At 66.0% G+C, this 25,554-nt stretch carries 25 protein-coding genes; 10 read left to right on the forward strand and 15 right to left on the reverse strand.

What is annotated here, in order from left to right:
* From OM513_RS01930 to OM513_RS01955, 6 genes are read right to left on the reverse strand one after another with little or no spacing between them, the layout of a single operon-like run.
* Positions 1–1,029: an alpha/beta hydrolase gene (locus OM513_RS01930; RefSeq protein WP_264942456.1), complete on the reverse strand. Its 1,029-nt coding sequence runs from the start codon at positions 1,027–1,029 to the stop codon at positions 1–3.
* Positions 1,030–1,040: 11 nt separating this feature from the next.
* The gene (locus OM513_RS01935) at positions 1,041–2,003 is read right to left on the reverse strand and encodes an alpha/beta hydrolase (protein WP_264942457.1); all 963 of its coding nucleotides are present in this window, start codon (positions 2,001–2,003) and stop codon (positions 1,041–1,043) included.
* The gene (locus OM513_RS01940) at positions 2,000–3,211 is read right to left on the reverse strand and encodes a glycoside hydrolase family 1 protein (protein ID WP_264942458.1); all 1,212 of its coding nucleotides are present in this window, start codon (positions 3,209–3,211) and stop codon (positions 2,000–2,002) included. The genes OM513_RS01935 and OM513_RS01940 overlap by 4 nt, the downstream gene beginning before the upstream one ends.
* A complete protein-coding gene (locus OM513_RS01945) occupies positions 3,208–4,515 on the reverse strand; it encodes a glycoside hydrolase family 1 protein (protein ID WP_264942459.1) in 1,308 nt (435 codons plus the stop codon). Before OM513_RS01945 ends, OM513_RS01940 begins: the two co-directional genes overlap by 4 nt.
* Positions 4,512–5,873 carry an alpha/beta fold hydrolase gene (locus OM513_RS01950; protein WP_264942460.1) on the reverse strand — a complete coding sequence of 454 codons (1,362 nt, stop codon included), beginning with the start codon at positions 5,871–5,873 and terminating at the stop codon, positions 4,512–4,514. The genes OM513_RS01945 and OM513_RS01950 overlap by 4 nt, the downstream gene beginning before the upstream one ends.
* Positions 5,874–5,884: 11 nt before the next feature.
* Entirely contained in the window at positions 5,885–8,380 is a 2,496-nt protein-coding gene (locus OM513_RS01955; RefSeq protein ID WP_264942461.1) for a TonB-dependent receptor, read from the reverse strand.
* Positions 8,381–8,565: 185 nt separating this feature from the next.
* Here OM513_RS01955 and OM513_RS01960 point away from each other — a divergent pair, with 185 nt between their 5' ends.
* A complete protein-coding gene (locus OM513_RS01960; protein ID WP_264942462.1) occupies positions 8,566–9,546 on the forward strand; it encodes a LacI family DNA-binding transcriptional regulator in 981 nt (326 codons plus the stop codon).
* Positions 9,547–9,998: 452 nt separating this feature from the next.
* Here OM513_RS01960 and OM513_RS01965 read toward each other — a convergent pair whose 3' ends face one another.
* Complete coding sequence (locus OM513_RS01965; protein WP_264942463.1) at positions 9,999–10,514, reverse strand: dCTP deaminase; 516 nt, start codon at positions 10,512–10,514, stop codon at positions 9,999–10,001.
* 74 nt (positions 10,515–10,588) lie between these two features.
* On the opposite strand from OM513_RS01965, the gene OM513_RS01970 reads away from it, so the two are divergent.
* The 3 genes from OM513_RS01970 to OM513_RS01980 all read left to right on the forward strand — a co-directional run bounded on the left by OM513_RS01970 (position 10,589) and on the right by OM513_RS01980 (position 13,712).
* Complete coding sequence (locus OM513_RS01970; protein WP_264942464.1) at positions 10,589–11,068, forward strand: hypothetical protein; 480 nt, start codon at positions 10,589–10,591, stop codon at positions 11,066–11,068.
* Between the two features lies 1 nt (position 11,069).
* Entirely contained in the window at positions 11,070–12,977 is a 1,908-nt protein-coding gene (locus OM513_RS01975; protein ID WP_264942465.1) for a TniQ family protein, read from the forward strand.
* A gap of 297 nt (positions 12,978–13,274) precedes the next feature.
* Positions 13,275–13,712, forward strand: a complete 438-nt coding sequence (locus tag OM513_RS01980) for a hypothetical protein (protein WP_264942466.1) — start codon at positions 13,275–13,277, stop codon at positions 13,710–13,712.
* A 1-nt stretch (position 13,713) separates the two neighbouring features.
* Here the strand turns inward: OM513_RS01980 and OM513_RS01985 are convergent, their stop codons facing one another.
* Positions 13,714–14,208, reverse strand: a complete 495-nt coding sequence (locus OM513_RS01985) for a TlpA family protein disulfide reductase (protein ID WP_319951590.1) — start codon at positions 14,206–14,208, stop codon at positions 13,714–13,716.
* 118 nt (positions 14,209–14,326) lie between these two features.
* Here OM513_RS01985 and argH point away from each other — a divergent pair, with 118 nt between their 5' ends.
* The 5 genes from argH to OM513_RS02010 are packed head-to-tail and all read left to right on the forward strand — an operon-like array spanning position 14,327 to position 18,924.
* Positions 14,327–15,706, forward strand: coding sequence for an argininosuccinate lyase (gene argH, locus OM513_RS01990; protein ID WP_264942467.1), 1,380 nt, complete (start codon positions 14,327–14,329; stop codon positions 15,704–15,706).
* A complete protein-coding gene (locus tag OM513_RS01995) occupies positions 15,703–15,942 on the forward strand; it encodes a hypothetical protein (protein ID WP_264942468.1) in 240 nt (79 codons plus the stop codon). Before argH ends, OM513_RS01995 begins: the two co-directional genes overlap by 4 nt.
* 11 nt (positions 15,943–15,953) lie before the next feature.
* Positions 15,954–17,213, forward strand: a complete 1,260-nt coding sequence (gene lysA / locus OM513_RS02000; protein ID WP_264942469.1) for a diaminopimelate decarboxylase — start codon at positions 15,954–15,956, stop codon at positions 17,211–17,213.
* Positions 17,210–17,977: a precorrin-2 dehydrogenase/sirohydrochlorin ferrochelatase family protein gene (locus OM513_RS02005; RefSeq protein WP_264942470.1), complete on the forward strand. Its 768-nt coding sequence runs from the start codon at positions 17,210–17,212 to the stop codon at positions 17,975–17,977. The genes lysA and OM513_RS02005 overlap by 4 nt, the downstream gene beginning before the upstream one ends.
* Positions 17,974–18,924, forward strand: coding sequence for a CorA family divalent cation transporter (locus tag OM513_RS02010; protein WP_264942471.1), 951 nt, complete (start codon positions 17,974–17,976; stop codon positions 18,922–18,924). Before OM513_RS02005 ends, OM513_RS02010 begins: the two co-directional genes overlap by 4 nt.
* Before the next feature lie 18 nt (positions 18,925–18,942).
* Here OM513_RS02010 and OM513_RS02015 read toward each other — a convergent pair whose 3' ends face one another.
* Complete coding sequence (locus tag OM513_RS02015; RefSeq protein ID WP_264942472.1) at positions 18,943–19,530, reverse strand: response regulator; 588 nt, start codon at positions 19,528–19,530, stop codon at positions 18,943–18,945.
* A gap of 76 nt (positions 19,531–19,606) precedes the next feature.
* Positions 19,607–20,170, reverse strand: coding sequence for an NADPH-dependent FMN reductase (locus tag OM513_RS02020; protein ID WP_264942473.1), 564 nt, complete (start codon positions 20,168–20,170; stop codon positions 19,607–19,609).
* 90 nt (positions 20,171–20,260) lie between these two features.
* Here OM513_RS02020 and OM513_RS02025 point away from each other — a divergent pair, with 90 nt between their 5' ends.
* Complete coding sequence (locus tag OM513_RS02025) at positions 20,261–21,346, forward strand: CaiB/BaiF CoA transferase family protein (RefSeq protein WP_264942474.1); 1,086 nt, start codon at positions 20,261–20,263, stop codon at positions 21,344–21,346.
* A 130-nt stretch (positions 21,347–21,476) separates the two neighbouring features.
* Here OM513_RS02025 and OM513_RS02030 read toward each other — a convergent pair whose 3' ends face one another.
* The 5 genes from OM513_RS02030 to fliQ are packed head-to-tail and all read right to left on the reverse strand — an operon-like array spanning position 21,477 to position 25,553.
* A complete protein-coding gene (locus OM513_RS02030; protein WP_264942475.1) occupies positions 21,477–21,878 on the reverse strand; it encodes a flagellar export chaperone FliS in 402 nt (133 codons plus the stop codon).
* A 5-nt stretch (positions 21,879–21,883) separates the two neighbouring features.
* Positions 21,884–23,302 (reverse strand): flagellar filament capping protein FliD, encoded by a 1,419-nt coding sequence (fliD, locus tag OM513_RS02035; protein ID WP_264942476.1) that lies wholly within the window; start codon positions 23,300–23,302, stop codon positions 21,884–21,886.
* Positions 23,303–23,345: 43 nt separating this feature from the next.
* The gene (locus OM513_RS02040; RefSeq protein WP_264942477.1) at positions 23,346–24,509 is read right to left on the reverse strand and encodes an EscU/YscU/HrcU family type III secretion system export apparatus switch protein; all 1,164 of its coding nucleotides are present in this window, start codon (positions 24,507–24,509) and stop codon (positions 23,346–23,348) included.
* The gene (gene fliR / locus OM513_RS02045; RefSeq protein WP_264942478.1) at positions 24,509–25,279 is read right to left on the reverse strand and encodes a flagellar biosynthetic protein FliR; all 771 of its coding nucleotides are present in this window, start codon (positions 25,277–25,279) and stop codon (positions 24,509–24,511) included. Before fliR ends, OM513_RS02040 begins: the two co-directional genes overlap by 1 nt.
* A 4-nt stretch (positions 25,280–25,283) precedes the next feature.
* The gene (fliQ, locus tag OM513_RS02050; RefSeq protein WP_264942479.1) at positions 25,284–25,553 is read right to left on the reverse strand and encodes a flagellar biosynthesis protein FliQ; all 270 of its coding nucleotides are present in this window, start codon (positions 25,551–25,553) and stop codon (positions 25,284–25,286) included.
* Position 25,554 lies beyond the last annotated feature (1 nt).

Genomic DNA, 25,554 nt, shown 5'->3' on the forward strand with positions numbered 1-25,554 from the left:
TCAGCGTGCACGCTTTCCGAGGTGCTTGTCGAAGAATCGGGAAATCAGTCCGTAGGTCTCGATCGATTCGGGCATGTCCGGCCACATGAAGAATGCGTGGGGAAGACCATCGAAGAGATAGAGTTCGCTGGGAACACCCGCCGCCGCCAGCTTGCGGTGCGCGCGCGTCAGCGCACTGACCGCGAAGTCGCGCCCGCCAGCCAGGAGCAGGGTGGGCGGCGCATGCCGGACTTCCTGATCATTTTCCAGCGGATAGGCAGCAGCGTCGTTCGCAGGAACGCCGGCCATGTATGGGGTCGGCAGCACCGAAGGCAAGGGGCCAGTCGTCAGCGGAGGCTTTCCTTCGAGCGGACCGGAGAGATAAGCGCTGTCACCACTATAAGGTGCACCAGTACCGCACAGCGTTCCGATCGCACCGGGGCGCGGCAGGCCCTGTCGGCGAATCCAGGCAACCGACTGGGCGGTAATGACCCCGCCCGCCGAGCACCCGTAAATCCCGATATTCTCAGGCCGGTATCGCTTGAGCAGTTCGCGATAGACGCTGGTCACATCCTGCGAAGCAGCGGGATATTTGTGTTCCGGCGCGAGCGCGTAATCGACGGTCACAACTTTGATCCCCATCGTCGCCGCGATGGGTACGGCTTCGACCAGCGCGCCGCTTCCCGATCCCCATAGAAAGGCGCCGCCATGGACATTGATCAGAACACGCTGCGCGTTGGCACGCGGCACGCCGTTCGCGGGGACCACGACGTCTACCGCGACCCCGCCCATCGTCGCCCGCTGCTCGCGGGTCCTGAAATGACGCCGCATCTCCGCGAGCCGGTCGTCATTCCATCTGGCATAGAAGGCGCGAGAGCGCGCAATGTCGCCCTTCAGATCCGGCGCCCGCGCCGCATCCATTCGCGCCAGCACCTGCCGGGCCTCGGGGCTGAGCTGGTTCGAGGTCGGCAATATGAAGGCCGGCACTTCGATCGGCGGCCTTTCCTGGTTCGCCGACGCCGAGACCGACAGGGTCGCGGCAGCGATCATGGCGCTTCTTATCATTTCATGCCTCCCATATTACGCAGGAAGAAGCGCGCCATCGTCGCGAACGCGGCATCGCTTTCCGGGGCCTCGACATAGGCCCAGAAGGCATGCGGCAGTCCATCGAAGATATGGAGCGTTGCCGGAACCCCGGCTGCATCGAGCACCCGGCAAAGCGTGGCGGTCGATCCAAGCAGAAAGTCGCGCCCGCTCGACAGGCACAGCGTGGGCGGCCAGCCGGAGACATCGCCCCGAAGCGGGGACAGCGCCGGATCGCGAAGCGCGCGTGTACCCGCATAGATCCGCGCCAAGTCGCTCGCGCCGACGCCGCCGAACAACTGCATCGCATCGTCGGACTGTTCGAGGTCGGCTGTTCCCGAGAAGAAGCCGACCGCGGCGGGGAGCGGGGCACCCAGCGCTTTCAGACGTGCGATGAGTTCTCCGGTCAGGATCGCCCCTGCGGAGGTGCCGAAGACAGCGACCGGCTGCCCGTCCGCCTCTTCCCGAAGCGCGCGATAGACGGCTTCGGCATCATCGAGCGCCGCCGGAAATGGGTATTCGGGCGCAAGCCGGTAGCGCACTGCGACAACCCGATATCCCGTCAATGCCGCGACGGGGATATTCTCCGTGCGTGATCCGGCATCGACGATGAACCCGCCGCCGTGCAGGTTCATGAGCAACGGCCCTTTGGGCGACCATCCGGCGGGCGTGAAGATGCGAACGGGAACGCCCGCGATCACCGTCTCGCGCATCGTCACGCCGTAGCGCGCGAGCATGCGACCACCGATCTCCTGCTGGATCGAATCGATCCGCGCGCGCCGTGCCGGCAGACTGGGACCCGCCGGTGGCCGGGCGGCGTCGGCCGCAAGCGATGCGCGCGCCTCGGTGCTGATTCCCACTGCGGGCGGCAACGCGATCTGGGCAAGCGCGGATCCGGGAAGCGCGATCAGCGCCAATGCGATTGCGAGCCTGCGCATCATACCATCTCGCGCGCCAGACGCGCGTACAGCCGTGCGCTTGACTTCGGCGTGCGAATGAAGCTGCTCCGGTCGACCGAGACCAGCCCAAACTGCTGCGAATAGCCGCGGCGCCATTCGAAATTGTCGAGGAGCGACCAGTGCAGATAGCCCAGCACCGGCACTCCCTGCCGCCGCACCGTGCCGAGCGACGCGATCGCCGCGCGAAGATAGCGAAGACGCTGCGCATCCTCGGCGGTGGCGATGCCATTCTCGGTGACGAAGACCGGCTTGCCGGTCTGGCGGTGTGCATGCGCTACCGCCGCGCCGAGCGCCTGGGGATAGAATTCGTCTCCCGACTGGGTGCGTTCCGCATCCGCGGACGGCGGCACGATCGCATGTGCATCGAGAACAAGTCGCCCATAGGTCTGTACGCCGATGAAATCATCGTCACGTGCGGCGGCGAAGAAAGGCGCTTCGGCATGTTGCCGATAGGCTTCGACGCCAACCTGGGTGCCCGCGCCCTGAACGTCGGGAAGCGCGAGGCTCATTCCCACCAGGCTCTGCGGCCAGACCTGCTTCCAGGCCGATCGGGCGGCGTGATGACCTGCAAGCAGCGTTTCGAGATGCTCGCCACGGGAATAGACCCAGACATGATAGTGATCCGAACCGCATGCCCGCGCTGCGGCTGCGAGCATGGCATCAAGTCCGGTGCGGGCAGGATCGGCGATGGGAGTGGCGCTCCATTTTCCCATCAGCGGCAGATTGGGCTCGTTGAAAGTGATCACATGACGCACGAGACCGCCGAATGCCCGCGCGACGCGCTCGGCGAAACGCGCGAACAGTTGCGGTGCGTTCGGGTTGCTCCATCCTCCTGACGCAGCGAACCAGCGCGGCGAGGTGAAATGGCTGAGGGTCACGATCGGTGCGATGCCGGCGTCGCGGCACGCGGCGGCCATTCGCGCATAATGATCAAGCCATGCCTGGCTGAACTGGCTCTCGGCGGGTTCGATCCGCGACCATTCGACCGAGAAGCGATAGGCACTCAGGCCGAGGGAGCGGACAATCGCGATGTCCTGCGCCCAGCGGTTCAGGCTGTCACAGGCGTCCCCCGACCGATCCCTGAACGAAGTGCCCGGAACCTGCTCTAGCAGCCAGATATCGGCATTGATATTATTGCCCTCAACCTGGTGGCCGGCAGTCGCGGTTCCCCAGAGAAAACCCGTACTCAACCCAATTGGCTCCGCTTGGCGATCCGGCCCAGCACATAGGCGCTCGCTTTGGGTGATCGCCGGAAGCTGGTCCGATCGACTGCGACGAGCCCGAATTTCGGTCCATAGCCCGAGAACCACTCGAAATTGTCGAGCAGCGACCAGTGGATATAGCCGAGCACGGGGATGCCATCCCGCACCGCGGCTTCGACCGAGGCAATGGCTTCGGGGATGAAGCGCTGCCGCTTCGCATCATCCGCGGCATCAAGGCCGTTCTCGGTGATCAGCACCGGCTTGCCGGTCGCCTTGTGTGCGTAGCGCACGACATTGCCGATCGCGGCTGGGAACCATTCTTTGCCGTCGGCGCCACGCGGCGCGTCGGCGGGTGCCTCCACATCGCGGTCGCGTCCGACATAGGCGCGGCCATAGGTCTGGACACCGACGAAATCATCCTTGTCCATCACGGCGAAGAACGGACCATAGATTTCGGCACGCTTGCGCGCGATCCCGCTGTCGGGGCCAACGGCGACATTGTCGGGAATGGCCAGGCTCATGCCGATCGGCAGATCGCTACGGACCGCGCGGATCGCTTCGCGGCCCTTGACGTGTGCCGCGACCACGCCGGGGATCATCGGTACCGGATCCCCACCATTGAGCAGCGAGAAGCGATCCGATCCGCTTGCCTTGGCGGCCGCTGCGACATTGGCTGCCAGCCGCTCCATGAAAGCGGGCGGGGGCGGACTCACTGCCCAGCGGCCGCCGAGTGCAAGATTGGGTTCGTTGAAGGTGAGTGCGTGGCTGATGCCCGTGCCCATCGCGCGCGCGACCTTCCCGCAATAGCGCGCGAACAGATCGGGTGCGTCCTGGTTCTCCCAGCCACCGGCGGCGGCAAACCAGCGCGGGCAGGTGAAATGGTTGAAGGTAACGACCGGCGCCAGCCCGAGCTCGCGGCAGTAATCGACCATGCGGGTATAATGGTCGAGATAAGCCTGACTGAACTGTCCGGGCATCGGCTCGATCCGCGACCATTCGACCGAGAAACGATAGCAGTTGAGGCCGATCGCCTTCACGATCGCCACATCCTCCCGCCAGCGGTTCAGGCTGTCGCAGGCATCGCCGGAGGGTTCGGCGAACACTCTGGGCCTGACCTGTTCGAGCAGCCAGATGTCGGCATTGACATTGTTGCCCTCTACTTGGTGCCCGGCGGTCGCCGCTCCCCACAGGAAGGTGCGGCGTCTCGCGGCCAAGGCAGGCACGGTCGCGGTCATTGCGGCGGCTGCGCCGATACCCAGCACTTCGCGCCGCCCGATGCGACCCCCGCTCATCGCACGGCGTCCGGTCCCGGGCGCTTGCCGGTCAATACCCAGAGTCGCATCGCGTCGAAGGCGGCGATGTTCTGGGCCGGAGAGAAGCCGCAATGCGCATAGCCTTCCAATCCTCCGGGCAGCGGAAATTTGGTCGCAGGCACCGCATATTGCGCGATCCGGGCGCCATTGCCCGCACGCGCGACGATTCGACCGAGATTTTCGGACTGAGAGAAAGGAACGAGCGAGTCGATGACCTGATGGACAGTGACCAGGGGAATGCGAAACCGCCCGGTCGCCTGATGCCAAGCGCGCGCATAGGCGATTGCTGCTGGATCCGCGTCGTAGCGCGGCATACGGCGATTGAAGTCCGCCGCTTCCTCCGGCGTCATTTCGGGCGGCGCGTAGACGCGGCCCCGGTTCCCGATCGGCAGGCCGCCCATGGTCGCGATGATGTCGTCCATTCCCAGCGCCGCAGAGTAGAGCGGCGCTCCGATCGCAGCGGGATCGGGCGCGAAGCCGCCGATCGCGGCGATCTGGCGAATGATGCGGGCCTCCGATCCCTCAGGGCTCTTCTTCGCCGCTTGGAAGAGGGCGAGCACCGGCGCGATCAGCTTCATCTTCTGCTGTTCGCGAAACGCGTCCCCGGCAATAGGGCTTCCCGGTGGTGGAACGGTCGGCAGCGCGGAGCGGGTGAGGTCCTTGTCGCCCGGGATAGCATAGGGCGTACCTGCGGTCAGAATGTCATAGGCACCGCGAATGTCCGCAAGCTGCTGGACGAGTGGAAGCCACCCTTCGGTCACACCGCACATCGAGACCGCGCCGGAAAAGGCGCGGGGATAGCGCTCGATCAGCGTCATCACGATGCTGCCGCCCATAGAGCCGCCCAGCGCGTAGAAGCGGCGGGTGCCCATCTTTGCTGCGAGGGCGCGAAGCCGCATGGCGTTGAGGGCGCCGCTTTCGGTCGCGACACCCGACTTGTCGGTCGCAGCGATGCCGAACGCAATGCCCTCGCCATAGGCATGACGGAAGGTGCCGCCGCTCGGGTCCTTCGAAAAGGGATCGGCGGGCACGGTGGGCGTGGAGCCTGGCGTGGCATAGCCCTGGCCGAACAGGATCATCTCGCCGTTCCAGTTCGCCGGCACGCCCAGGACAAAACGGCGGCCCTGGATCGTGCCGTTCAGCACCATACCGCCATCGGGACCGGCAGTCGCCACCAAGTCGGCAGCTCCTCCGCGCCGGGCCCGTTCGAGCAGCATCGCCTGTTGCCGATCGAGGCTGAACCCGGCCGCCGCCGGCGCCGTTGCCGGCACAGTCTGCGCAACCCCCATGTGGGTGATGAACAGCGCCAGCGGCAGTGCGGCGAGCGAGAGTCGCATCGTACGCATCGTCAGAACCTGTAGCGGAGCTGCACGCCATATTGCGCAGGCTCGCCGTAGATCGAGTTGGCGAATCCGGAATTATTGTAGCCAGTATTCGCGGTCACGCGATATTCCTTGTCCAGGACGTTGGTTCCGAACACCGCCGCATCGAGCGAAGAGCCAAACATGCCGTTCCATTCCACGCGCAGGTTCAGCAGGCCATAGGGAGCGATTGTGTCGAGCGGCTGGGGGTCCGAGGCGACACGCTGGCGCGACTGCCAGCTATAGGTCGCGCGAACCGAAAGGTCGCCCGCGCTTTCCGCGATCGGGATGCCGACCCGGGCGTCGAGACTGAACTTGTGCTTCGCGACGAACGTGAAGGGCGTGCTGGAAAGATCACGCGAGGGCTGGGCAGCCGTGAGTGCGGAAGGGATGGCCGGGATGGCGATGGTCGTATAGTCAAGATACTGGGCATCGTTGTAGGAGTAGGTGGCTCCCAGCGTCACCCATTTGCTGGGCATGACCAGGAACTCGGCTTCGACTCCGACCACACGGGCTTTCTGCGCATTGGCGAGAATGTCCGCGCCGGCGATCGCCGCACGCTGGATGACCTGCACATCGTCAAAAGCGGTGTAGAAGGCCGCGATATTGGTGCGGGCCCTGACGTCGCCGAAAGTCCAGTCCCGCTTCACGCCGATTTCGAAGTCGGTCACCTTTTCCGGCCGCACCGCGGCAAGAGGATAGGAATCGCCGAGAAACAGCGTGACGATCGGATTGTTGGCACCGGACTTGTAGCCGCGGCGAGACACGGCATAAATCAGCGTGTTCGAGTCAGCGCGCCAATCGAGCCCCAATTGCCAGGTCGGTCCGTCGCTGCGGCCATTGAAGCTCGGCTTGGTGCAGTTCGGGTATTTGAGCGTGGGAAACCCGCCCGCCGCGACGGCCTTGAACGCGTCATAGACGCAGAGATCGGCATTGAGGCCGATAACCTGCGCGGCTTGCGCCGGCGTGACGACGCCCAGTGCGGCCAACTGGTTGAAGACCTGATAGCTTGCAGGATCCTGATAGGAAGTAATGGTACCGCCGAACTTGTCCCAGGTCCAACGGAAGCCGGCGGTCGCGGTCAGATTTGGAGTCAGTTTATACTGCACCTGGCCATACAGCGCCCGACTTTGCCCATAGACGGATGCGTCTGGCTGCACATTGATGGCGGGAAGCAGTGGCCCATTCACCCCGAGCGCGGTTTGCAGCGCGGGGGGCAGGATGATCGGCCCGCCGCCAAGAATGCCGCCGGCCTGGAGCGGGTTGCGAGTGAGGAAGGTCAGGGGTTCGAGGCTCTTCTCGGTCAGGAAGAAACCACCGGCCTGGACGCTGAACCGCCCGTCGTCATAATGGATCCGCACCTCTTCGGTGATGGTGCGCAGGTTATTGTTGTAGCTTCCGGGGAAGGCGCCGAGCAGATCGGCGATCGGCAGCGGTGTCGAATCACGGTCGGTCGCAGCGGTCGAGCGCGTGCGAGCATAGCTGAATATGTTCGTGAAGGTCAGCGTGTCGCTCAGCCGAAACTCGGTATTATTGAGCGCGAGAAAAGTCTTGGCCTTTTCAAAGGTTGGCGTGCTGAGCGCGGTCTCCCGCGGGCCGCGCGCCTCTTGTTGCGCGAGATAGGGCTGGAGCAGCGGGGCATAGGTGCTGCCGGGGCGAACGCTAAGCAGGATGCTGCCGCCGCCATGCTCGTCCACATCGATATAATTGACGGCGGTGTAGCTGCTGATGCTGTCGCTCGGATTGAATTGCATGCCGAAGCGCAGCGAGAAATTGTTGCGGTTGAGATAATCGACGCCGGTGACGACATCCCGGACATATCCATCCCTTTTGTCGAACTGCCCCGCCACACGGATCGCAAGGACATCATCGACGATCGGAATGTTGAGTGCGCCCTGGCCGCCGCGGCGATTATAGTTGCCGATCGTGAGGTCGGCGTAACCCTCCACAACGTTCATCTTCGGCCGGGTAGGCTCCAGCAGCACGGCGCCGCCGGTCGTATTGCGGCCGAACAGCGTGCCCTGCGGACCTTTCAACACCTGCAGCGAGGCGAGGTCGTAGAAGTTGCCGGGGCCACTCGCGATCGTCGGAACCTCGGCGAAGTATCCGACCACACCCGGACCGCTACCGGTGCCGGCGCCGCCCGACCCGCCCAAGCCACGGATCGTATAGGTCTCCTGATTGCGCCGGACATCCCCCATCACGGTCAGCGACGGCGTGAAATTCTGAAGATCGGTGGCGGAGTTGATGCCCTTCGCCCGGATCGTGTCCTGCGAGAGGACGGTGAGCGAGATGGGCACGTCCTGCGCACGTTCATCGGACCGACGCGCGGTGACGACGATGTCGTCGTTGCCTTCATCCTCCGCAGCGGTCGGCTGCGACTGAGGCGCTGCCTCCTGGGCCGCGGCTGGCGAGATACCGGCAATGGCGATCGCGGCCGCGCAGGCCGACAAGGACAGATAAAGATTTCGCGAGATGCGCATTGATTTACTCCCCTCCTTGGGCCGAACTTCGCCGGCTGACGAATGGGGCGTAACCGGTTATGAAATGCATTTCAATACTTGTTTCATAATGGCGCTCTCCACGATTGCGTCGGCGCGCGCCGCGACCTACCACCGTGTCTATGAAGCCAAGAACCTCTTCACGGCCGTCCTCCCCCCGCCCGACGATGGAGGATGTCGCGCGCGCGGCCAATGTCTCGAAGCCGACCGTCTCGCGCGTGCTCGCGAACAGTCCGCTGGTGAATTCCGAGACTCGCGAGCGGGTACTCGAGGCGGCGCGCGCGCAGGGATATGCGGTAAACCGCAATGCCCAGAAGCTGCGTCAGGAGCGTGCAAACACGGTCGCGGTCGTGCTGGATTTCGGTTCGCACCGGCACGGCGCGATCGGCGACCCGTTCATCTTTGAGCTGCTAGCCGGCGTCTCCGAGGCGCTCTCAGTGCGTGAAATCGACTTGCTTCTATCGCCGACGGGTCTCGACTCGGTCGAGGGATTCGTCGACCTGTACCGTGCGCGTGGCGCGGACGGCTTTATTGTGCTGGGACAAGGCACGCGCGAGCAGATGCTTCGCGATGTCGCCCGCGCCGGCGTCCCGATCGTCGTGTGGGGGGCGGTCCATGCGGCTTCGGACTATTGCGCCATCGGCACGGATAATTTCCTCGGTGGAGAGCTGGCAGGCGAGCGCTTCCTGAAGCTCGGTCGCACGCGGTGGTTGTTCGTGGGAGATACGGCGCATGAGGAGCTGCTATTGCGGTATCAGGGTCTGGCGGCGGTAGCCAAGTCCAATTCGGCAGTGCAGCTCGACCAGCTTCCCGTCGAGTCGTTTGCTTTTGCATCGGTCCAGGCGGCGGCCGAACGCTATAATTGTAAGGCCGGTCTGCCAGACGCGGTTTTCGCCTTTTCCGACACGGCAGCGATGGCGGTCATCGGCGCCTTTGCCCGGCGCGGCCATCAAACTCCCAGGGACTATTCGCTCGTAGGATATAATGACATTCCGCCGGCAGCGCATTTCACGCCTGCCCTTACCACCATCCAGCAGCCAACGGGAATCGCCGGCGCAATGATGGTGGAGAAGCTCATGCAACTTCTCGACGGCCGTCGTCCCAAGTCTGCGATGCTACCCACCCATCTTGTAGAGCGCGAGACATAGTCAATACGATTGTCGGAAATTAAGGTAGGTTCCGAGAGGAAGCCGCATTGATCTTACGACAAAACAATTCAGGTGATTGTCGTTGCCCTGATGGGTTGCTGATTTTCTTCCGTACCATCAGAGGCCCCAGTCATTTCGCATCAAGCCAGACCATCCCAGATTTGACGGGGGCAGAGAAGCACATTTTGTCATTTGCTTGAGGCCTTAATGCAACAGGCTTGGAATCGAGGCTGCCACCCGATCAGGCTCGTAGCAGAACAGCGAGGATCACTTCGAGACGAACCGCATCAGACCCGTCGAGTAGGTGGAGTAGAAAGCGCGGCTCGCGGGTACGCGTGGCTTCGCGATCCCATTCAGCTCAGACATTCCAATTTAAAACAATGCCACCTTCCGATTGGGACGCTGATGAGGCTCGGGCCTCGGATCCACTCCCTGCATGCGCGGTCCGCGGCCTAGGCCACTGTGTCGGACATGCCATCGTCCGCGCCTAATTTGACGCCCACTCCAGGTACCTCTCTCAGGCGATCGAAGACGGGATCGAAGCTGGGCGCCTTGAGTGTCGGCTTTCGGCGTCCCGAAAACTCCCCGCGATTGTCAGCTTCGCAGCTAGCCGTGCGGTGAAGAAAAATCTGGCAAACGCTCATACCAGGATAAATTTCGAGAGGTACCTCGCCGACGTTAGCGAGTTCCAACGTGAGGCATCCGCTAAACATTGGATGCAGGCCGGCCGCGGTTTCGATAACCAGGCCGTGTCGACCAAGTGAGGACTTGCCTGTCACGTAACCGGACATCGTGCGCGGCAATTGGAGCCACTCAAGCGTCACGCCCAGTACAAAGCGGCCGGGGTGAAGCACGTAGCTGGCTCCGAAGGGCACGAAATGCTGCTTCGTCGGCGATTCCTGCGCCGCATCCTTCTGCTCATCGGGCGGAAGCGCTACCAAGCTTTGCGCGATGATGGTCGGTCGCATCCTGACCCTCGACATTTACTCCAAGCTTGAGCCCACAAGCAGCGTGAAGCTGGCGTAGTCGTGTCGCCGCCAGCGTGGCGGAAACAATCAAATGGTTGTTGATCGAGGCCGTGGTCCCGGTGGTCATGTCGGGTATTGAAGATGCCTGGAAACCGATCATGGCCAATCCCCAGCTCGCGATGAGATGCGAGAAGCCCCTGGAAATGAAGATGCTTGATGTGAGCGACGCCGCTGACAGGAAACTCTTCGCAGGGTTTCTTGCGCGTTATCTGGTGGAATTCGAGAAGCGCAAGATTGCCTCGAATGCCACGCGGCTGCTCGAGCTTCCTGGAATTCCCGATATGATTCAGGAGGTCTCGGAAGGCGTTCTTGGCCGCGCTTGCAACCTCATCAAGGAAGCCCTGTTCCTGTCAGTAGTCGACGGCCGGGACGAGATCGATCCTGGCGATCTTGCCGTAGCCACGGAGCGCAAGTTCGTCAGCATGGGGATCATCGACTACAATCCCTTCACTGATGGTTTGCCCTCCGTATCCCCGGCTCGGCGCGCGGCATAACATGGCGGAATGCGTCAATCTTCTTGCCGCCTCGGACATCAGGCCGCTCGTCGTCGGCACTGAGCCATTTCCCGGTGAATGTCTGTCATCCCTTCTTGTCCGGGCATGCGACGCGAACAGATTCTCGAAGCCTATGCATCTCCTGAATCTGATCGGACTCAAGGCTCAGGCTTCAGAGGCGGTTCCATTCACGCAGGGGGCGGCAGTTCCTGCAATCGCCAAACTTCTTGGAACTTCCACCACCGAAATTGAGCGCCGCATGCATTCTGCAGAACAGGACGATCTCGGCCGTTCCGTGGTCCACTGGTTTGGCAGCCATGTCGAGCGGCGCCACATCGAGGCAACTGCACGGCGTTTTGCGCCAAAATCGCTTGAGGAGCAGGGGCACGTTCCCGCGCTGTGGACCGTCAGGCTCCTCGATTACTGTCCAACCACGATGGAACTCCTGCTCTCCGAGTGTCCCCAATGCTCTCGACCACTCGGGTGGAGAGCATGCCGCTCCCTTTCCAAATGTGAAAAGTGCGGCGCTTCATTGCTGGGTGCGGAGTCGCAGGTCCTTCCACCGCATCTGCACGAAGCAGCGCGGCTTGGAGCGGCGCTTGTCAGCCCCGTGGAGGCGGTCCGGCAGTCAGCCTCGTCTTCGCTACCCGATCCGTTCAACACTTGGGCACCGGCTGATGCGCTGTTGGGCTTGCTGACGATTGGTGAGGCGCAGATCTCACTTGAGTCATCGCCTGGGGCAGGGGGCGCTATCGGATCGGCGGCGTGCATCGCCGCGGGTCTCGAATTTGCCAATGATTGGCCTGACTCCCTGACGAGATTCGTCAAAGTGTCGACTAGCAAGAGCAAGACGCCATCAGCCAGGCGAGGGTTGGGTACTCTTGGTCGACTATTTGAAAGCGCCGCTACGAAAACTCCGATACAAGGCTTGGTTAGGTCCGCAATCTCAGTCGCGCTCGCTGACGCTATCGTGCCTGCCAAATTGTTTCCGGGGGCCATCGTCGATGGCGCATGTCGTACGGGGATGCTCAGTGCGCTGGAGGCCACGAAACGGCTAGGGATTTGTGGAAAGCGCCTCCGAAGATTGGAGGGACGAAGTGAAACCTTCTTAGCGCGTCATAACGTGAAAGGCGGAGCCGCTCTCTACGATGAGGCGGCCATCTCTCGCCTGGCGGATGTCCTTGAGCTGAGCGTGCGGTCCAACGATTGCGCCCGTCAGCTGGGCATTCCCCGCTTCTGCATCGAGGCATTCATATCGGCTGGGCTAATTCAAGTAGCGACCAACGCCGATGCAGCGATCGTGACAGATAGCACTCTGATCACCAAAGCCTCGATTTCCGCATTGCGCGAACGCCTTCAGGAGCGCAGCGCCCCCTTTGATGGGGGTGAAACTCTGAGGGAAGCAATGCAGCGAAACGGCAACCCCTACGATTGGATCGCCGTATTTGAAAAAATGCTGTGCGGGCAGATGCAACTCCGCTTTGCAGATTGTCCCGGTTCATCGGTAGCCGACGGCTTGATCGTTCAGGCCTCCGACGTCGCGCGTCACCGCTCGCGTCGATTGGTAGGGAAGGAAATCAATGGGATCGATGTTCCTTGTCAGATAGCTGCTGAAATAGTTGGCACGACACCGCAATTCATCTCGGCAGCTGTGCGAGCCGGTTTCATCAACGGTGCTTTAGGGGTGCAATGCTCCACGCTTCCGCTGACCGGCGTGCTGAAGTTCCAGAGCTGCTTCGTGCTTCCCGGGGAGCTTCGTGACAGAATTGGGGGACAAAGCCTCGGCATCGGTGTCAAACTCCGCGACGCTGGCTACGAACCTGCCGCTATCATCAATCGCGTGAGAGTCTGGCGGCGATCAGACATTGAGCGATATCTGAAAAAGCGCTCTCGGCGGCAACCCAACTGAGTTTACCTCCGGCACGCGATCCGAACGCGTAGATATAGACCTCCAAAATTCTCTATGTGATTCAATTGCTTATTTTCATTTGGAATCACCTTCAGGAATACGGAGTCAAAGTGCCTGAATTTTGGAGTCAAACTTCGTGAAATGACAGCGGCTATTGTCATTGTTTTCAACGGCTTAAACTGCCACTGCGAATCAAGGCTTTTGCAATCCCATAGGGATCGCGCAGCAAACCCCTCCGGCGTTGACTGTATGGCCGCGCGGCGCGCAAGCTGAGCGCGGCGACAGGGGACGATGCGCATGAAGGACCTGAAGACGATCGCGCTCGCGGGTGCCGCGCTATTGTTCGCCGGCGTGTTCACGCCGATCATCAGCGTGCCGATCGTCGGCCAGATGAACTATTTCCAGAACGGCAAGGGGGACGGGATCTTCATCCTGATCCTGGCGGGCGTCGCGGCGGCGCTGGCGCTGTTCGGCCAGGTGCGCCACGTGCTCTGGCCCGGCGCCGCCAGCCTGGCGCTGCTCGCGTTCACCTTCATCCGTTTCCAGCAGGGCATGGCCGAGATGCGCGCCCAGATGGAGACCGATCTTGCGGACAATCCGTTCAAGGGGCTGGCGGAGGCGGCGATCGGCGCCGTGCAACTGCAATGGGGATGGGCGGTGCTGGTGATCGGCGGGGCGATGACGACCTATGCGGGCGCGGCGGCATTCCTGCGCAACCGCCGCGGGAACGAATAGCTCAACTCGCCTCGGCGATCTTCGCCTTCACGTCGGCGCTGGTCCAGTCGGCCTCGCCCAGCATGCGCCACACCTCGCGCCCCTGCGAATCATAGAGCACGGTGGTGGGCAGATTGGTGTTGTAGGCGATGCCCAGCAGCCCATCGGGATCCAGATAGGGCTGGAGATGCGCGAACTTGCGCTCCGCGAAGAAGGGGCCGACCTTTTCCGCGCCCTTCAGATCCTGGCTCACCACCAGCACCTGGACCTTGCCCTGAAGCTCGCCCGCCAGCGCGTCCAGCGTCGGCATCTCCTTCACGCAGGGCGCGCACCAGGTGGCCCAGAGGTTCACCAGCAGCGGCCTGCCCTTGAAATCGGCGAGCGTCACCTTGGCGCCAGCGGGGTTCAGGAATGCCTCCGCCGGCGCGGGCTTGCCCTTGCTGCTGCGATCGATCGTGCCGGGGGCGATCACCGCGGGCGCGGCATTGGTTTCCGCAGCGGAAGCCTCCGCCGTCACGTTCGCTTGCGGGGGGGGCGTCGATTGCCTATCGCAGCCGCCGATTGCCAGCGCGGAAAGCAGGAGAAGGGCGATTACCGGGCGCACGGACGGCTCCAATGCCCAAGGGGGCAACAAGATGTGGGGCGGGCGCTTCGCCGAAGGCCCGTCGGCGGTGATGCGTGAGATTAACGCATCGATCCCGTTCGACAAGCGATTGTGGCAGCAGGATATCGCCGGATCGAAGGCGCATGTCGCGATGCTGGGCGCGCAGGGCATCGTATCGGCAGCGGATGCCGCCGCGATCTCCGCCGGGCTGGACCGGGTGGCAGCGGATTTCGCCGCGAACGGCGTGCCCGAAGACCTGACGCTCGAGGACATCCATATGGTGACCGAGAGCCGGCTGGCCGAGGCGATCGGCCCGGCGGCGGGGCGGCTGCATACCGCGCGCTCGCGCAACGACCAGGTGGCAACCGATTTCCGCCTTTGGGTGCGCGATGCGATCGACCAGGCGGAGGCGGCGCTGGCCGCGTTGCAGGACGCGCTGCTGGCGCGTGCGGACGAGCATGCGGAGAGCGTGATGCCGGGCTTCACGCACCTGCAGAGCGCGCAGCCGGTGACTCTGGGCCACCATCTGATGGCTTATTTCGAGATGTTCGGCCGCGATCGTTCGCGCCTGGCCGATGCGCGGGCGCGGATGAACCTGTGCCCGCTGGGATCGGCGGCGCTGGCGGGCACCGGATTCCCGGTCGACCGGCATGCGACCGCGGCGGCGCTGGGCTTTGACGGACCGACGCGCAACTCGCTCGACTCGGTGTCCGACCGCGATTTCGCGATCGAATATCTCACCGCGGCGGCGCAATGCAGCCTGCACCTCAGCCGGCTGGCCGAGGAATTCGTGGTGTGGGCGAGCCAGCCGTTCGGCTTCGTCGCGCTTTCGGATCAATGGTCCACCGGCAGCTCGATCATGCCGCAGAAGCGCAATCCCGACGCCGCCGAGCTGGTGCGCGGCCATTCGGGGCGGATCGCGGGCTGCCTGGTCAGCCTGATGATGACGATGAAGGGGCTGCCGCTCGCCTATTCGAAGGACATGCAGGACGACAAGCCGCCGGTGTTCGAGGCGCACGACCTGCTGGGGCTTTCCATCGCGGCGATGACGGGAATGGTGGAAAGCGCGGCCTTCCGCACCGATCGCATGCGCGCATTGGCCGAATCGGGCTTCGCCACCGCCACCGATCTGGCCGACTGGCTGGTGCGCGAGGCGGGCGTGCCCTTCCGCGAGGCGCACCATATCACCGGCCGCGCCGTGGCGGCCGCGGAGGCAGCAGGCGTGCGGCTGCACGAGCTGCCGCTGGAGACCCTGAAAGGAATCGACGACAGGATCGGCGAAGGCGTGTACGGCGTCCTCAGCGTCGATGCGTCGGTGGCGAGCCGTACCAGCTTCGGCGGGACGGCACCCGCGCGGGTGCGCGATGCGATCGCGGCGGCACGCGCCGCACGGGCGGAGGAAGGGCGATGAGGGCTGTGCTGGTTGCGCTGGCGGCGCTTTCGCTGGGCGGATGCGGCGCGCGCGAGGATCTGGCCCCCGCGCCCGGCCAGTCGCTTCCGGTCAAACCCACCGCTGCCCGGGCCACGCCTTCGCCCGAGCAGCTTCTGGAGCCGGCACCGCAGACGCGCCCCGCGCGATCCGGTGACCTGATCGAAAGCTCGAAAGAGCGGCGCAGCGACGAATTCGATCTGCCGCCGCCCAACTGATCCGGAACATCATGGACCATTTCAATATCACCGGCGGCGAACTTCACGCCGAGGAAGTCCCCCTCTCGCGCATCGCGGCCGAGGTGGGTACCCCCGTCTATGTCTATTCGACAGCAACGCTTCAGCGCCATGCGCGCGTGTTCAAGGAAGCGGTGGCCCAGGCCGGCCGCACCCGCGTGGCCTTCGCGATCAAGGCGAACCCCAATCTGGGCGTGCTGCGCCTGCTTGCCAACGAGGGGCTGGGCGCCGACGTGGTCTCGGGCGGCGAGCTGAAGCGCGCGCTGGCGGCGGGGATGAAGGCGGAGGACATCGTCTTTTCCGGCGTGGGCAAGACCCGCGCGGAGCTGGCGCTGGGCCTGGACGAGGGCATCGGCCAGTTCAACCTGGAGCTGGAGGAGGAAGGCGTCGTGCTGGCGGCGCTGGCGGCGGAGCGGGGCAAGCGCGCGCCCGCGGTGCTGCGCGTCAACCCGGACGTGGACGCCGGCACCCATGCCAAGATCTCCACCGGCAAGGCGGAGAACAAGTTCGGCCTGCCGATCGATCAGGCGCGCGCGATCTTCGACCGGCTGGCGCCGCTGCCCGGGCTCGATCTGCGCGGCGTGGCGCTGCACATCGGCAGCCAGCTCAAGGACCTGGCCCCGCTGGAGGCCGCGTTCGATCGCGTCGGCCTGCTGATCCGCGAGCTGCGCGCGGCGGGGCACAAGGTGACGCATGTCGATCTGGGCGGCGGGCTGGGCGTCAGCTATCGCGAGGGCGAGACGCCGCCGAGCCCCGCCGAATATGGCGCGATGGTGGCCCGCGCCACGAAGGATTGGGACGTCGAGCTGATGTTCGAGCCGGGCCGCGTGATCGCCGCCAACGCCGGCGTGCTGGTGACCGAGGTGCTGTGGGTGAAGCCGGGCGTCACCCACCCCTGGGTGATCGTGGATGCGGCGATGAACGATCTGGCGCGCGTGGCGATCTATGACGCCTGGCACGATGTCGCCGCCGTGCGCCCCTCGGGCGAGACCTTCACCGCCAACGTCGCCGGGCCGGTCTGCGAATCGAGCGACGTCTTCGCCAAGGCGCGCGTGATGGACAAGGTGGCGCAGGGCGACCTGATCGTGCTGCGCAGCGCCGGTGCCTATGGCGCGACGATGGCCAGCACCTACAACAGCCGCGCGCTGGTGCCCGAGGTGCTGGTTTCGGGCGATCGCTATGCGATCGTCGCAAGCCGCATCGCCGCGGAGACGATCATGGATGCCGAGCAAGTGCCGGACTGGCTGAAATGAGCCTCCACTCGCTGCCGCTGTTCGTCCGGCTGGCGGGGCGGCGGGTGATCCTGATCGGCGATGGCGAGATGGCGGAGGCCAAGCGGCGGCTGCTCGAACGCGCAGGCGCCGTGATCGTGGCGGACGAGCATGCCGACGCCGCCATCGCCATCGTGGCGGCCGAGGACGCGGAGCCCGTGGCGGAGCGGCTGCGCGCGCGCGGCGTGCTGGTGAACGCGGTGGACCGGCCGGAGCTGTGCGATTTCACGCTGCCCGCGATCGTCGATCGCGATCCGGTGATGATCGCGGTGGGCACGGGCGGCGCCTCGGCCGGGCTGGCGGCGATGCTGCGCCAGCGGCTGGAGGCGATGCTGCCCGAAAGCCTGGGCGCGCTGGCCCGCGCGCTGCGCAACGCCAAGCCCGCCACGCGCGAACGCTGGCCCGACTATGGCGACCGCCGCCGCGCGCTGGGCCGGGCGCTGGCCGAGGGCGGCACGCTGGACCCGATGCGCGAGCATGCGCCCGAGGCGGTGCAGCTATGGCTGGCCGCGGGCGCCGCGCCGGAGCCGGAGCTGGTGCGCTTCACGCTGGCGTCCCCCGATCCGGACGAGCTGACGCTGCGCCAGGCGCGCGCGCTGGCGGTGTGCGACCGGGTGTTCCATCGCGAAGACGTGCCCGCGGCGATCCTGGCGCGGGCGCGCGGCGATGCGGCGCGGATCGCCTGCGCCGCGCCACCGGCCGATCCCGGCCCGGGCCTTTCGATCGATCTGGAGGTGCGCGGATGACCGGCTTCGCCTGGATCGTGCATGATGGCGCCGCGCGGCAGATTCCGCTGGAGGAGGCGCCCGGGGCCGACGGCGACCTGGTCTGGGTCCATCTGACGACCAACAACGAACATGCCCAGCAATGGCTGGACGAGCAGGCGCACCTGTCGCCCTTCGTGATCGAGGCGCTGACCGCCGCCGAAACGCGCCCGCGCTGCGACGCGGTGGAGGATGGCGCGGTGATCAACCTGCGCGGGCTGTCCTCCGAACAGCTCACCGCGTCGGATCCGCTCGCATCGGTGCGCATCCATGCGCGGCATGGGCGGGTATTCTCCGTGACGCGCAATCCGCTGAACGCGATGGACCGGGTCTGCGCCGATCTGGCGGTGGGAGAGATCCATGATCCCGGCGACCTTATCGCCGCGATCGCCGACGAGATCACCGAGGAGCTGGACCCGATGGTGGCGAAGCTGGGCGATTCGCTGGATGCGTGCGAGACGCGGATCGGCAACGCCCGCGCCTTTCAGCTCCGCCGGCTCGTCAACCAGGTGCGCAGCCAGGCGATCGGATACCGCCGCTTCCTGAACCCCCAGCGCGCGGCGCTGGAGAAGCTGGCGCTGCTGCCCGGCAAATGGCTGCGCGACGACGACCGGCTGAAGCTGGGCGCCGCCGCCGATCGCGCCGCGCGCATGGCCGAGGAGCTGGAGAGCATCCGCGAACGCGCCGCGCTGACCCACGAAACGCTGACCGACCTGCGCACCGAACAGATCGACCAGCGCAGCCTGATCATCGCGATCGTGGCGATGGTGTTCCTGCCGCTCACCTTCGTCACCGGCCTGCTGGGAATGAACGTGGCGGGCATCCCCTTCGCGCACGAGCCCTGGGCCTTCTGGGGCGAGACCCTGTTCTGCGTCGCGATCGCGCTGGGGGTTACCGGCTATTTCGTGGGGCGGCACTGGTTCCGCTAAGCGCGGAGAAGCCGCGGCCTACCAGCGCTGGAGCCGGGCGAGCTCGTCGTTGAGCGAGCGGACCGAGGCGAGCAGCCGGCCGCGATCGGCGCGGGTGGCCGCCAGTTCCGTGCGCACCTCGCCCAGCTCCATCGCGCGCGCGGCGATGCGGGCGTCGAGCGCCAGGTTGGAACGCTTGAGCGCCTCCACCCGGTCGGCGCGCGTCAGCGTCCGCTCGATGCGCGCGGCCAGCAGCTCGAAGGTGAAGGGCTTGGTGACGTAATCGTCCGCGCCGGCCTGAAGCGCCTCCACCGCGGCGGCGGGATCGCCACAGCCGGTGATCATGATCACGGGCAGGTCTCCGGTATCGGGCGCGCTGCGGATCTCGGCCAGCACGTGCAGGCCCGAAACCTCCGGCATCACCATGTCGAGCAGCACGAGATCGAAACCGCGCGCGGAAATGAGGTCCATCGCCTCGGCCCCGCTGTTGCTCAGCACCACCAGATAACCGAGGTGGCCCAGCCGGTGCGCCAGCAGGTTCAGGTTGGTGCGGCTGTCGTCGACCGCCAGGATCGAGCGCACCGTGCGTTGCGCGCGCCATGCGTTGCTGCCGATCGCCTGATCCATCCGAGTCCCGCTCCGTTCGAGCAGGGAAGCTAGGGGAAACCCCTCACGATTCGGTTAAGCGCGCGGCAACCAGCCCTCAATCGCGCGCGGGCGCCGGGCGGCGTTCGACGAAGGCGAAGATCTGGTCGATCATCACCGCCATCGCATCGCCGCACGCGGCCTGCGGATCGCCCTGCATCGTGTTGACCGCAAGCCCCATCGGCGTCGGCCAGCCGCGCAGCGCGTGGACGATCGTGCGCAGCGCCTGGAGCGTGGAGACCGCCGCCTGCCATCCCGCCGCGGTGGCGATCAGCCCGACCGGCAGCCCGTCCAGATAGACGCGATCGTCGCCGCGCAACTGCTCGATGTAATCGAGCGCGGTCTTCACCAGCCCCGAAAGCGTGCCGTGATAGCCGGGCGATCCCACGATCACGGCATCGGCATCGCGCAGCGCCGCAAGATAATGGGCGATTCGCGGATCGTCCTGCGGCCCGGCGGGGGAATAGGGATCGTAATGCGGGAACTCGATCGCCTTGCCGGTGATCAGCGTGGTGCGCGCGCCGCGCGCCTGTGCCATCGCCAGCGCGGCGGCGAGCAGGCGGCCGGTGGACGAATCCTCGCGGGTGGTTCCGCCGATCGCGACGATATGGGGCTGGCGCATGCCGCCGCGCTACCGCAAGTCCGCGGGCGACACCAGCGTCCGGGATGCTATGGATGGCGCCTGCACGTCGATCGGGGGGATGTCGCTGCAATGGTTGAGGTACGTCACGGACCGCTGGCGGGGGTTCGGATCGTGGAGTTCGATTCGGCGGGGCCGGCGCCCTTTGCCGCGATGCTGCTGGCAGACATGGGCGCGGATGTGGTGCGCATCCGGCGCGAGGGGCCGGACGGCAGCATGATCGCCCCGATGCTCTATCGCGGGCGCAGCGAGGTGCCGCTCAACCTCACCAGCGTGGCGGGGCGCGAACGCGCGCTGTCGCTGATCGCGCACGCCGACGGGGTTATCGAGGGCTTTCGCAAGGGCGTGGCCGAACAGATCGGGCTCGATCCCTCGCGCTGCCTCGCGGTCAATCCGCGGCTCGTCTATGCGCGGGTCAGCGGCTGGGGGCAGGAAGGGCCGCTCTCGGGCACCGCGGGGAACGATCTCAACCATCTGGCGATCACCGGCGCGCTGCACGCGATCGGCGGCGCTTCGATGCCGGCGGTGCCGCTGAACCTGCTGGGCGAATATGCCGGGGGCGCGATGTTCCTGGCGCTGGGGCTGGTCTCCGCGATCCTGGCCGCGCAGGCCACCGGGCGCGGGCAGGTGGTGGAAGCCGCGCAGGTGGACGGCACGGCGGCGCTGATGACCGTCTATTACGCGCTGCACGGCAGCGGGCGATGGGCCGACACGCGCACATCGAACCTGATCGACGGCGGGGCGCCCTTCTATCGCTGCTATGCCTGCGCCGACGGGCGCCATGTCGCGGTGGGCGCGCTGGAGCCGCCGTGTTTCGAGGCGCTGTGCGCCGGGCTTCAGCTCCCGCTGGGCAGCTTCCGCCAATATGACCGCGCGACCTGGCCCGACATGACCGAAAGCTTCGCCGCCGCCTTCGCCGCGCGATCGCGCGACGACTGGGCCGCGCATTTCGAAGGGACCGAGGCGTGCGTCACCCCGGTACTCTCGCTGTCCGAGGCGCCGTCGCATCCGCACAACCGGGCGCGCGACAATTTCGGCACCCCGCTGGGCGGACCGATCCAGCCGATGCCGGCCCCGCGCTTCTCCGCGACCCCCGCCCAGGCCGCGCCCGCCGAGGAAACGACGGCCGAGGCCGTGCTGGAACGCTGGGGCGGGTAGGGCGCGCGCGTCTTAGCAGACGGTGCCGGGCCGCGCCCCCACCCGGCCACCCATAGAATAGACTGGTGTTGGGTGGCCGGGTGGGGGAGCGGGCCGGCGCCGATGCCGCCAAAGACCGGCGAGCCCCGGTTCAGCTCGCCGCGCGCACGCTGGACCAGGCGCCGGCGATCTCGTCCAGGCTGGCGGCGGCGTCGCGGAAGGGCGCCGGATTGGTGCCGATGCTGGCCTTCAGGATCTGCTGGCGCAGCCCGTGATAGAAGGTAGCGAGCGTGCGCGAGACGTCTCCGCCGCGTTCGAAATCCAGCCCGGATTCGAGCGCGAACAACAGCGTCACCGCGCGCGACACGCGCTCGCTGCGCACCTCCAGCTTGCGGTTCTCCGCAGCCCAGGCCGCCGCGCGCAGCGCCGCCGAAGCCTCTTCGTAGAGCAGCGCGACCAGCGCGTGCGGATCGGCCGCGCCCACCCGGCCCGCGGCGTGGATCTGGCGATAGGTGGCGAGCGGGTCGCCGTTGGGGGCAGTTGCGTAGCGCATCGCGATCAGTTGCTGCTGTTCCAGGCCTTGACCTGGTTCTCGAGGAAGGTCTGGGTCGACTTATAGGCCGCGACGGCGGCGTCCATGCCGGCGAACTGGCGCGTCATCCGCGTGCGCATCGATTCGGCGGCGGTCTCCGCCTTCTTCTTGTCGTCGGCGATCGCGGTCTTGGCGGCGGTATAGCGCGCCTCGCTGGCGCCCAGGCCGGATACGGTGCTGGTCGCCGCCAGCGTGATGTTGGTCAGCGCGGTGGGCAGCGCGCCGCTGGTGCGGAACATCGCCTCCACCGTGGTGGGATAGTTGGTCAGCGACGAGGCCAGCCGCGCCTGATCGACGCGCAGCGTGCCGTCGCGATTGGTGGCCACGCCGATCGCGGCGAGCGTGGTCGGCAGCTTGCCGGTCGAATCGCTCACCAGCTCCTTCACCGAAAGCCCGCGCAGCGAGACGAGCATCGATCGCGCGGACGCATCGCTGCGCAGCGGGCCGGTGATCGGATCGGTGGCGGTGCGCAGCTTCGCGAGCAGCTCGTTATAGGCGCCGACGAAATCGTTCACCGCCTGCGACAGCGCCTCGGTGGGCGTCTGCGAGCCGAGCGTCACCTGGGTGCCCTCGGCGGCCGAGACAAGCTCCAGCTTCACGCCGGTGATCAGGTCGCTGATCGTGTTGCTGCTGCGCGTGACGGGCACGCCGTCCACCGCGACCAGCGCGTCCTGCGCCGCGGCGGTCACCGAGGTGCCGGTGGCGCCGACGCCGATGTTCAGCGCGGCCAGCCCCTCCGCGCCCGAATCCTCGGTCGCGGTGAGGGTGAAGGCCTGCGCCGCGCCGGTCGCGCCCTTGATCACCAGCCGGTATCCGCCCGAATCGCTCAGGATCGACGCGGTGACGCCGGCCTTCTTGGCGTTGATCGCGTCGCGGATGCCCTCAAGGCTGTTGTTCGATGCGGTGATGTCGATCGTCACCGGATCGGCGGTGCCGGCGGTGAAGCCGGTCATCGCGTTGCTGGCGACGGTGGCGGTGCCGAAGGTGAGCGTGAGCTGTCCGGTGCCGATCGCCGCCGTCTTGTCCGAAACCGCCGTGGCCACCGCCGACTGGGCGGCGGCGATGCGGCGCACCTCGAAGGTGGTGGAGAGGTTCTGCACCGATGCGCCGGGAAGCGCGCTGGCCTTCACGATCGCGCTGTTCGAGCTGGTGGGCGCGCTGGACAGCGATCCGCTGCGCACCAGCGTCTTGAGCGAGGTGTCGAACGCGCTGATGCTGGCCTTGATGTCCGCCGCGGACGAGATCTGCGCGCTCAGCGTCTCCTCGCGCTTGGCGAGCGCGCTGTTCTTCGCCGCGAACTGCGCGTCGACCAGCCCGTTGACCAGCGCAGAGATATCCAGGCCGGAGCCTGAGCCAAGCGTTTTCGCGACCGATTCGATTGCCATTGGTGCACCTCTGTCCCGGTAAGCGGCAGGCGGCGCGCGGACTTTAGCCCGCGCCCGCCATTTTCTGCCCGTTTTCGTCGAAAAGCGCCGAATCCGGCACGGCGACCGCGGGCATCGGCCCCGCGGAAGGAATTCCATCGGGGCGATAGCCGCCCGCCTGCTGGTTGAGCCGGAAGACGAAGGCCAGCACCGTCGCCACCGCCAGATACAGGTCGTCGCGGATCTCCTGCCCCTCGCGGCTGGTGTAATAGACCGCGCGGGCCAGCGCCGGATATTCGAGCACGGGGACCGAGAATTCGGCCGCCAGCTCGCGGATCGCCAGCGCGGTGGCGCCGCGCCCCTTGGCCACCACCACCGGCACCGTGTCGCCGTCCTCATAGCGCAGCGCGACCGCGAAATGGGTCGGGTTGGTGATCACCACCTGCGCCGATTGCACGCCCTTGCGCATGCCGCCCTTCGACAGCTCGTGCGCGCGCTGGCGCTGCTGCGACTTCATCTCGGGCGAACCCTCGGTCTCCTTATGCTCTTCCTTCACCTCCTGCTTGGTCATGCGAAGCTGGCTCAGGTGGCGGAATATCTGGATCGGCACGTCGATTCCGGCGATCAGCAGCATGCCGCCGGCCATCGCGAACATCAGCGTGATGAACTGGCTGCCCATGCCGCCGATCGCGGCGTGGAGATCGGAGCTGACCAGCCCCATCGTCTGGCGCGAGGCGGAGGAGAGCATCCACCAGCCGATCGCGCCGAGCAGAATCACCTTGAGCAGCGACTTGCCCAGCTCGATCCAGCCGGTGGGGCCAAAGATGCGCTTCAGGCCCGATGCCGGGTTGATCCGCGAACCCTTGGGCTGGATCGCCTTGCCGTGCCAGCCGAAGGATCCGAGCGCCGCCGCCCCCGCGATCGACGCGCCGATGGTGACCAGGAACAGCATGCCCATCGCGGGCGCGAGCTTCCACCCCGCCTCGGCCAGCGGGCGAAACGGCTCGAAATGCTCGATATCCTCGCGGCCGAAGCTGAAGCTGGCGGCCATCACCTGGCGGCACGCGCCCATCAGCGAAGGGCCGAGCAGCGCCATCCAGCCGCATCCCGCCATCACCACCAGCGCCGCACCGAAATCGCGCGAGCGCAGCAGTTGGCCTTCTTCCGCGGCTTTCTGTTTGCGCCGCGGTGTTGGTGCTTCTGTCTTTTCGCCGAATTCGTCCGCCATCAGCCGAGCACCAGCCGTGGCGCGGCGTCGAGCGCCTCGCGGATGATCACGAACAGATAGTCGCCCATCGCCGGCAGCGCGACGATCAGCGCCACCACGCCCACCGCCAGGCTGGCGGGCAGGCCGACCGCGAACAGGTTGAGCGCCGGGGCGGCGCGGCTGAGCATGCCGACGACGATGTTGAGGCACAGCAGCAGGAAGCCGACCGGCAGCGCCAGCAGCAGCCCGGCCAGAAAGGCATAGCCCCCGAACATCGCGATATCGAGCAGCCGCTGCGGCGTGATCCACGCGCCCGGCGGCATCACCTCATAGCTGCGCACCACCAGATCGACGAGCACCAGATGCCCGTCGACGCCCAGGAACAGCAGCGTCATCAGGATCGACAGGAACTGGCCCAGCGCGGGGGTGGGATGGCCGCTGGTGGGATCGATCGCGTTGGCGAAGCCCAGCCCCATGCTCATGCCGATCACCTCGCTCGCCACCATCGGCGCGGCGAAGGCCACCTGCAGCACAAAGCCGAGCGCGAGCCCGATCAGCGCCTCCGCCACCACGCCCAGGATGGTGGCGATCGAGAAGATCTCGCCCGGCGGCGTGATCGGCGCGACGTTGATCACCATGATCCCGATCGCGCCGGACAGCGCGATGCGCACATGCACCGGCACCGCGACGGCGCCGAACACCGGCGCGGCGATGAACGCCGCGCCGATGCGCACCATCGCGAACAGCAGCGTCCAGAGCTGCGGCTCGATCGAGAGGCCGAAGCCCATCATGCGGCTAGCGGACGATCTCGGGGATGCGTTCGAAGATGCTGGTGGTGAAATCGCCCAGCAGCCCGATGATCATGCCGCCGAAGATCACCAGGCTGAAGCCCGTGACGATCAGCTTGGGAACGAAGGTAAGCGTCTGCTCCTGGATCGATGTCGCCGCCTGCACCATGCCCAGGATCAGGCCGGCGAGCAGCGCCGGGATCACGATCGGCGCGCTGGCCAGCGCCAGCACCCAGATCGCCTCGCGGCCGACGGAAAGGAAATATTCTGCGTCCATG

Origin of the sequence: Sphingomonas canadensis, assembly GCF_026013525.1 — a bacterium.
Classification (GTDB): Bacteria; Pseudomonadota; Alphaproteobacteria; order Sphingomonadales; family Sphingomonadaceae; genus Sphingomonas; species Sphingomonas canadensis.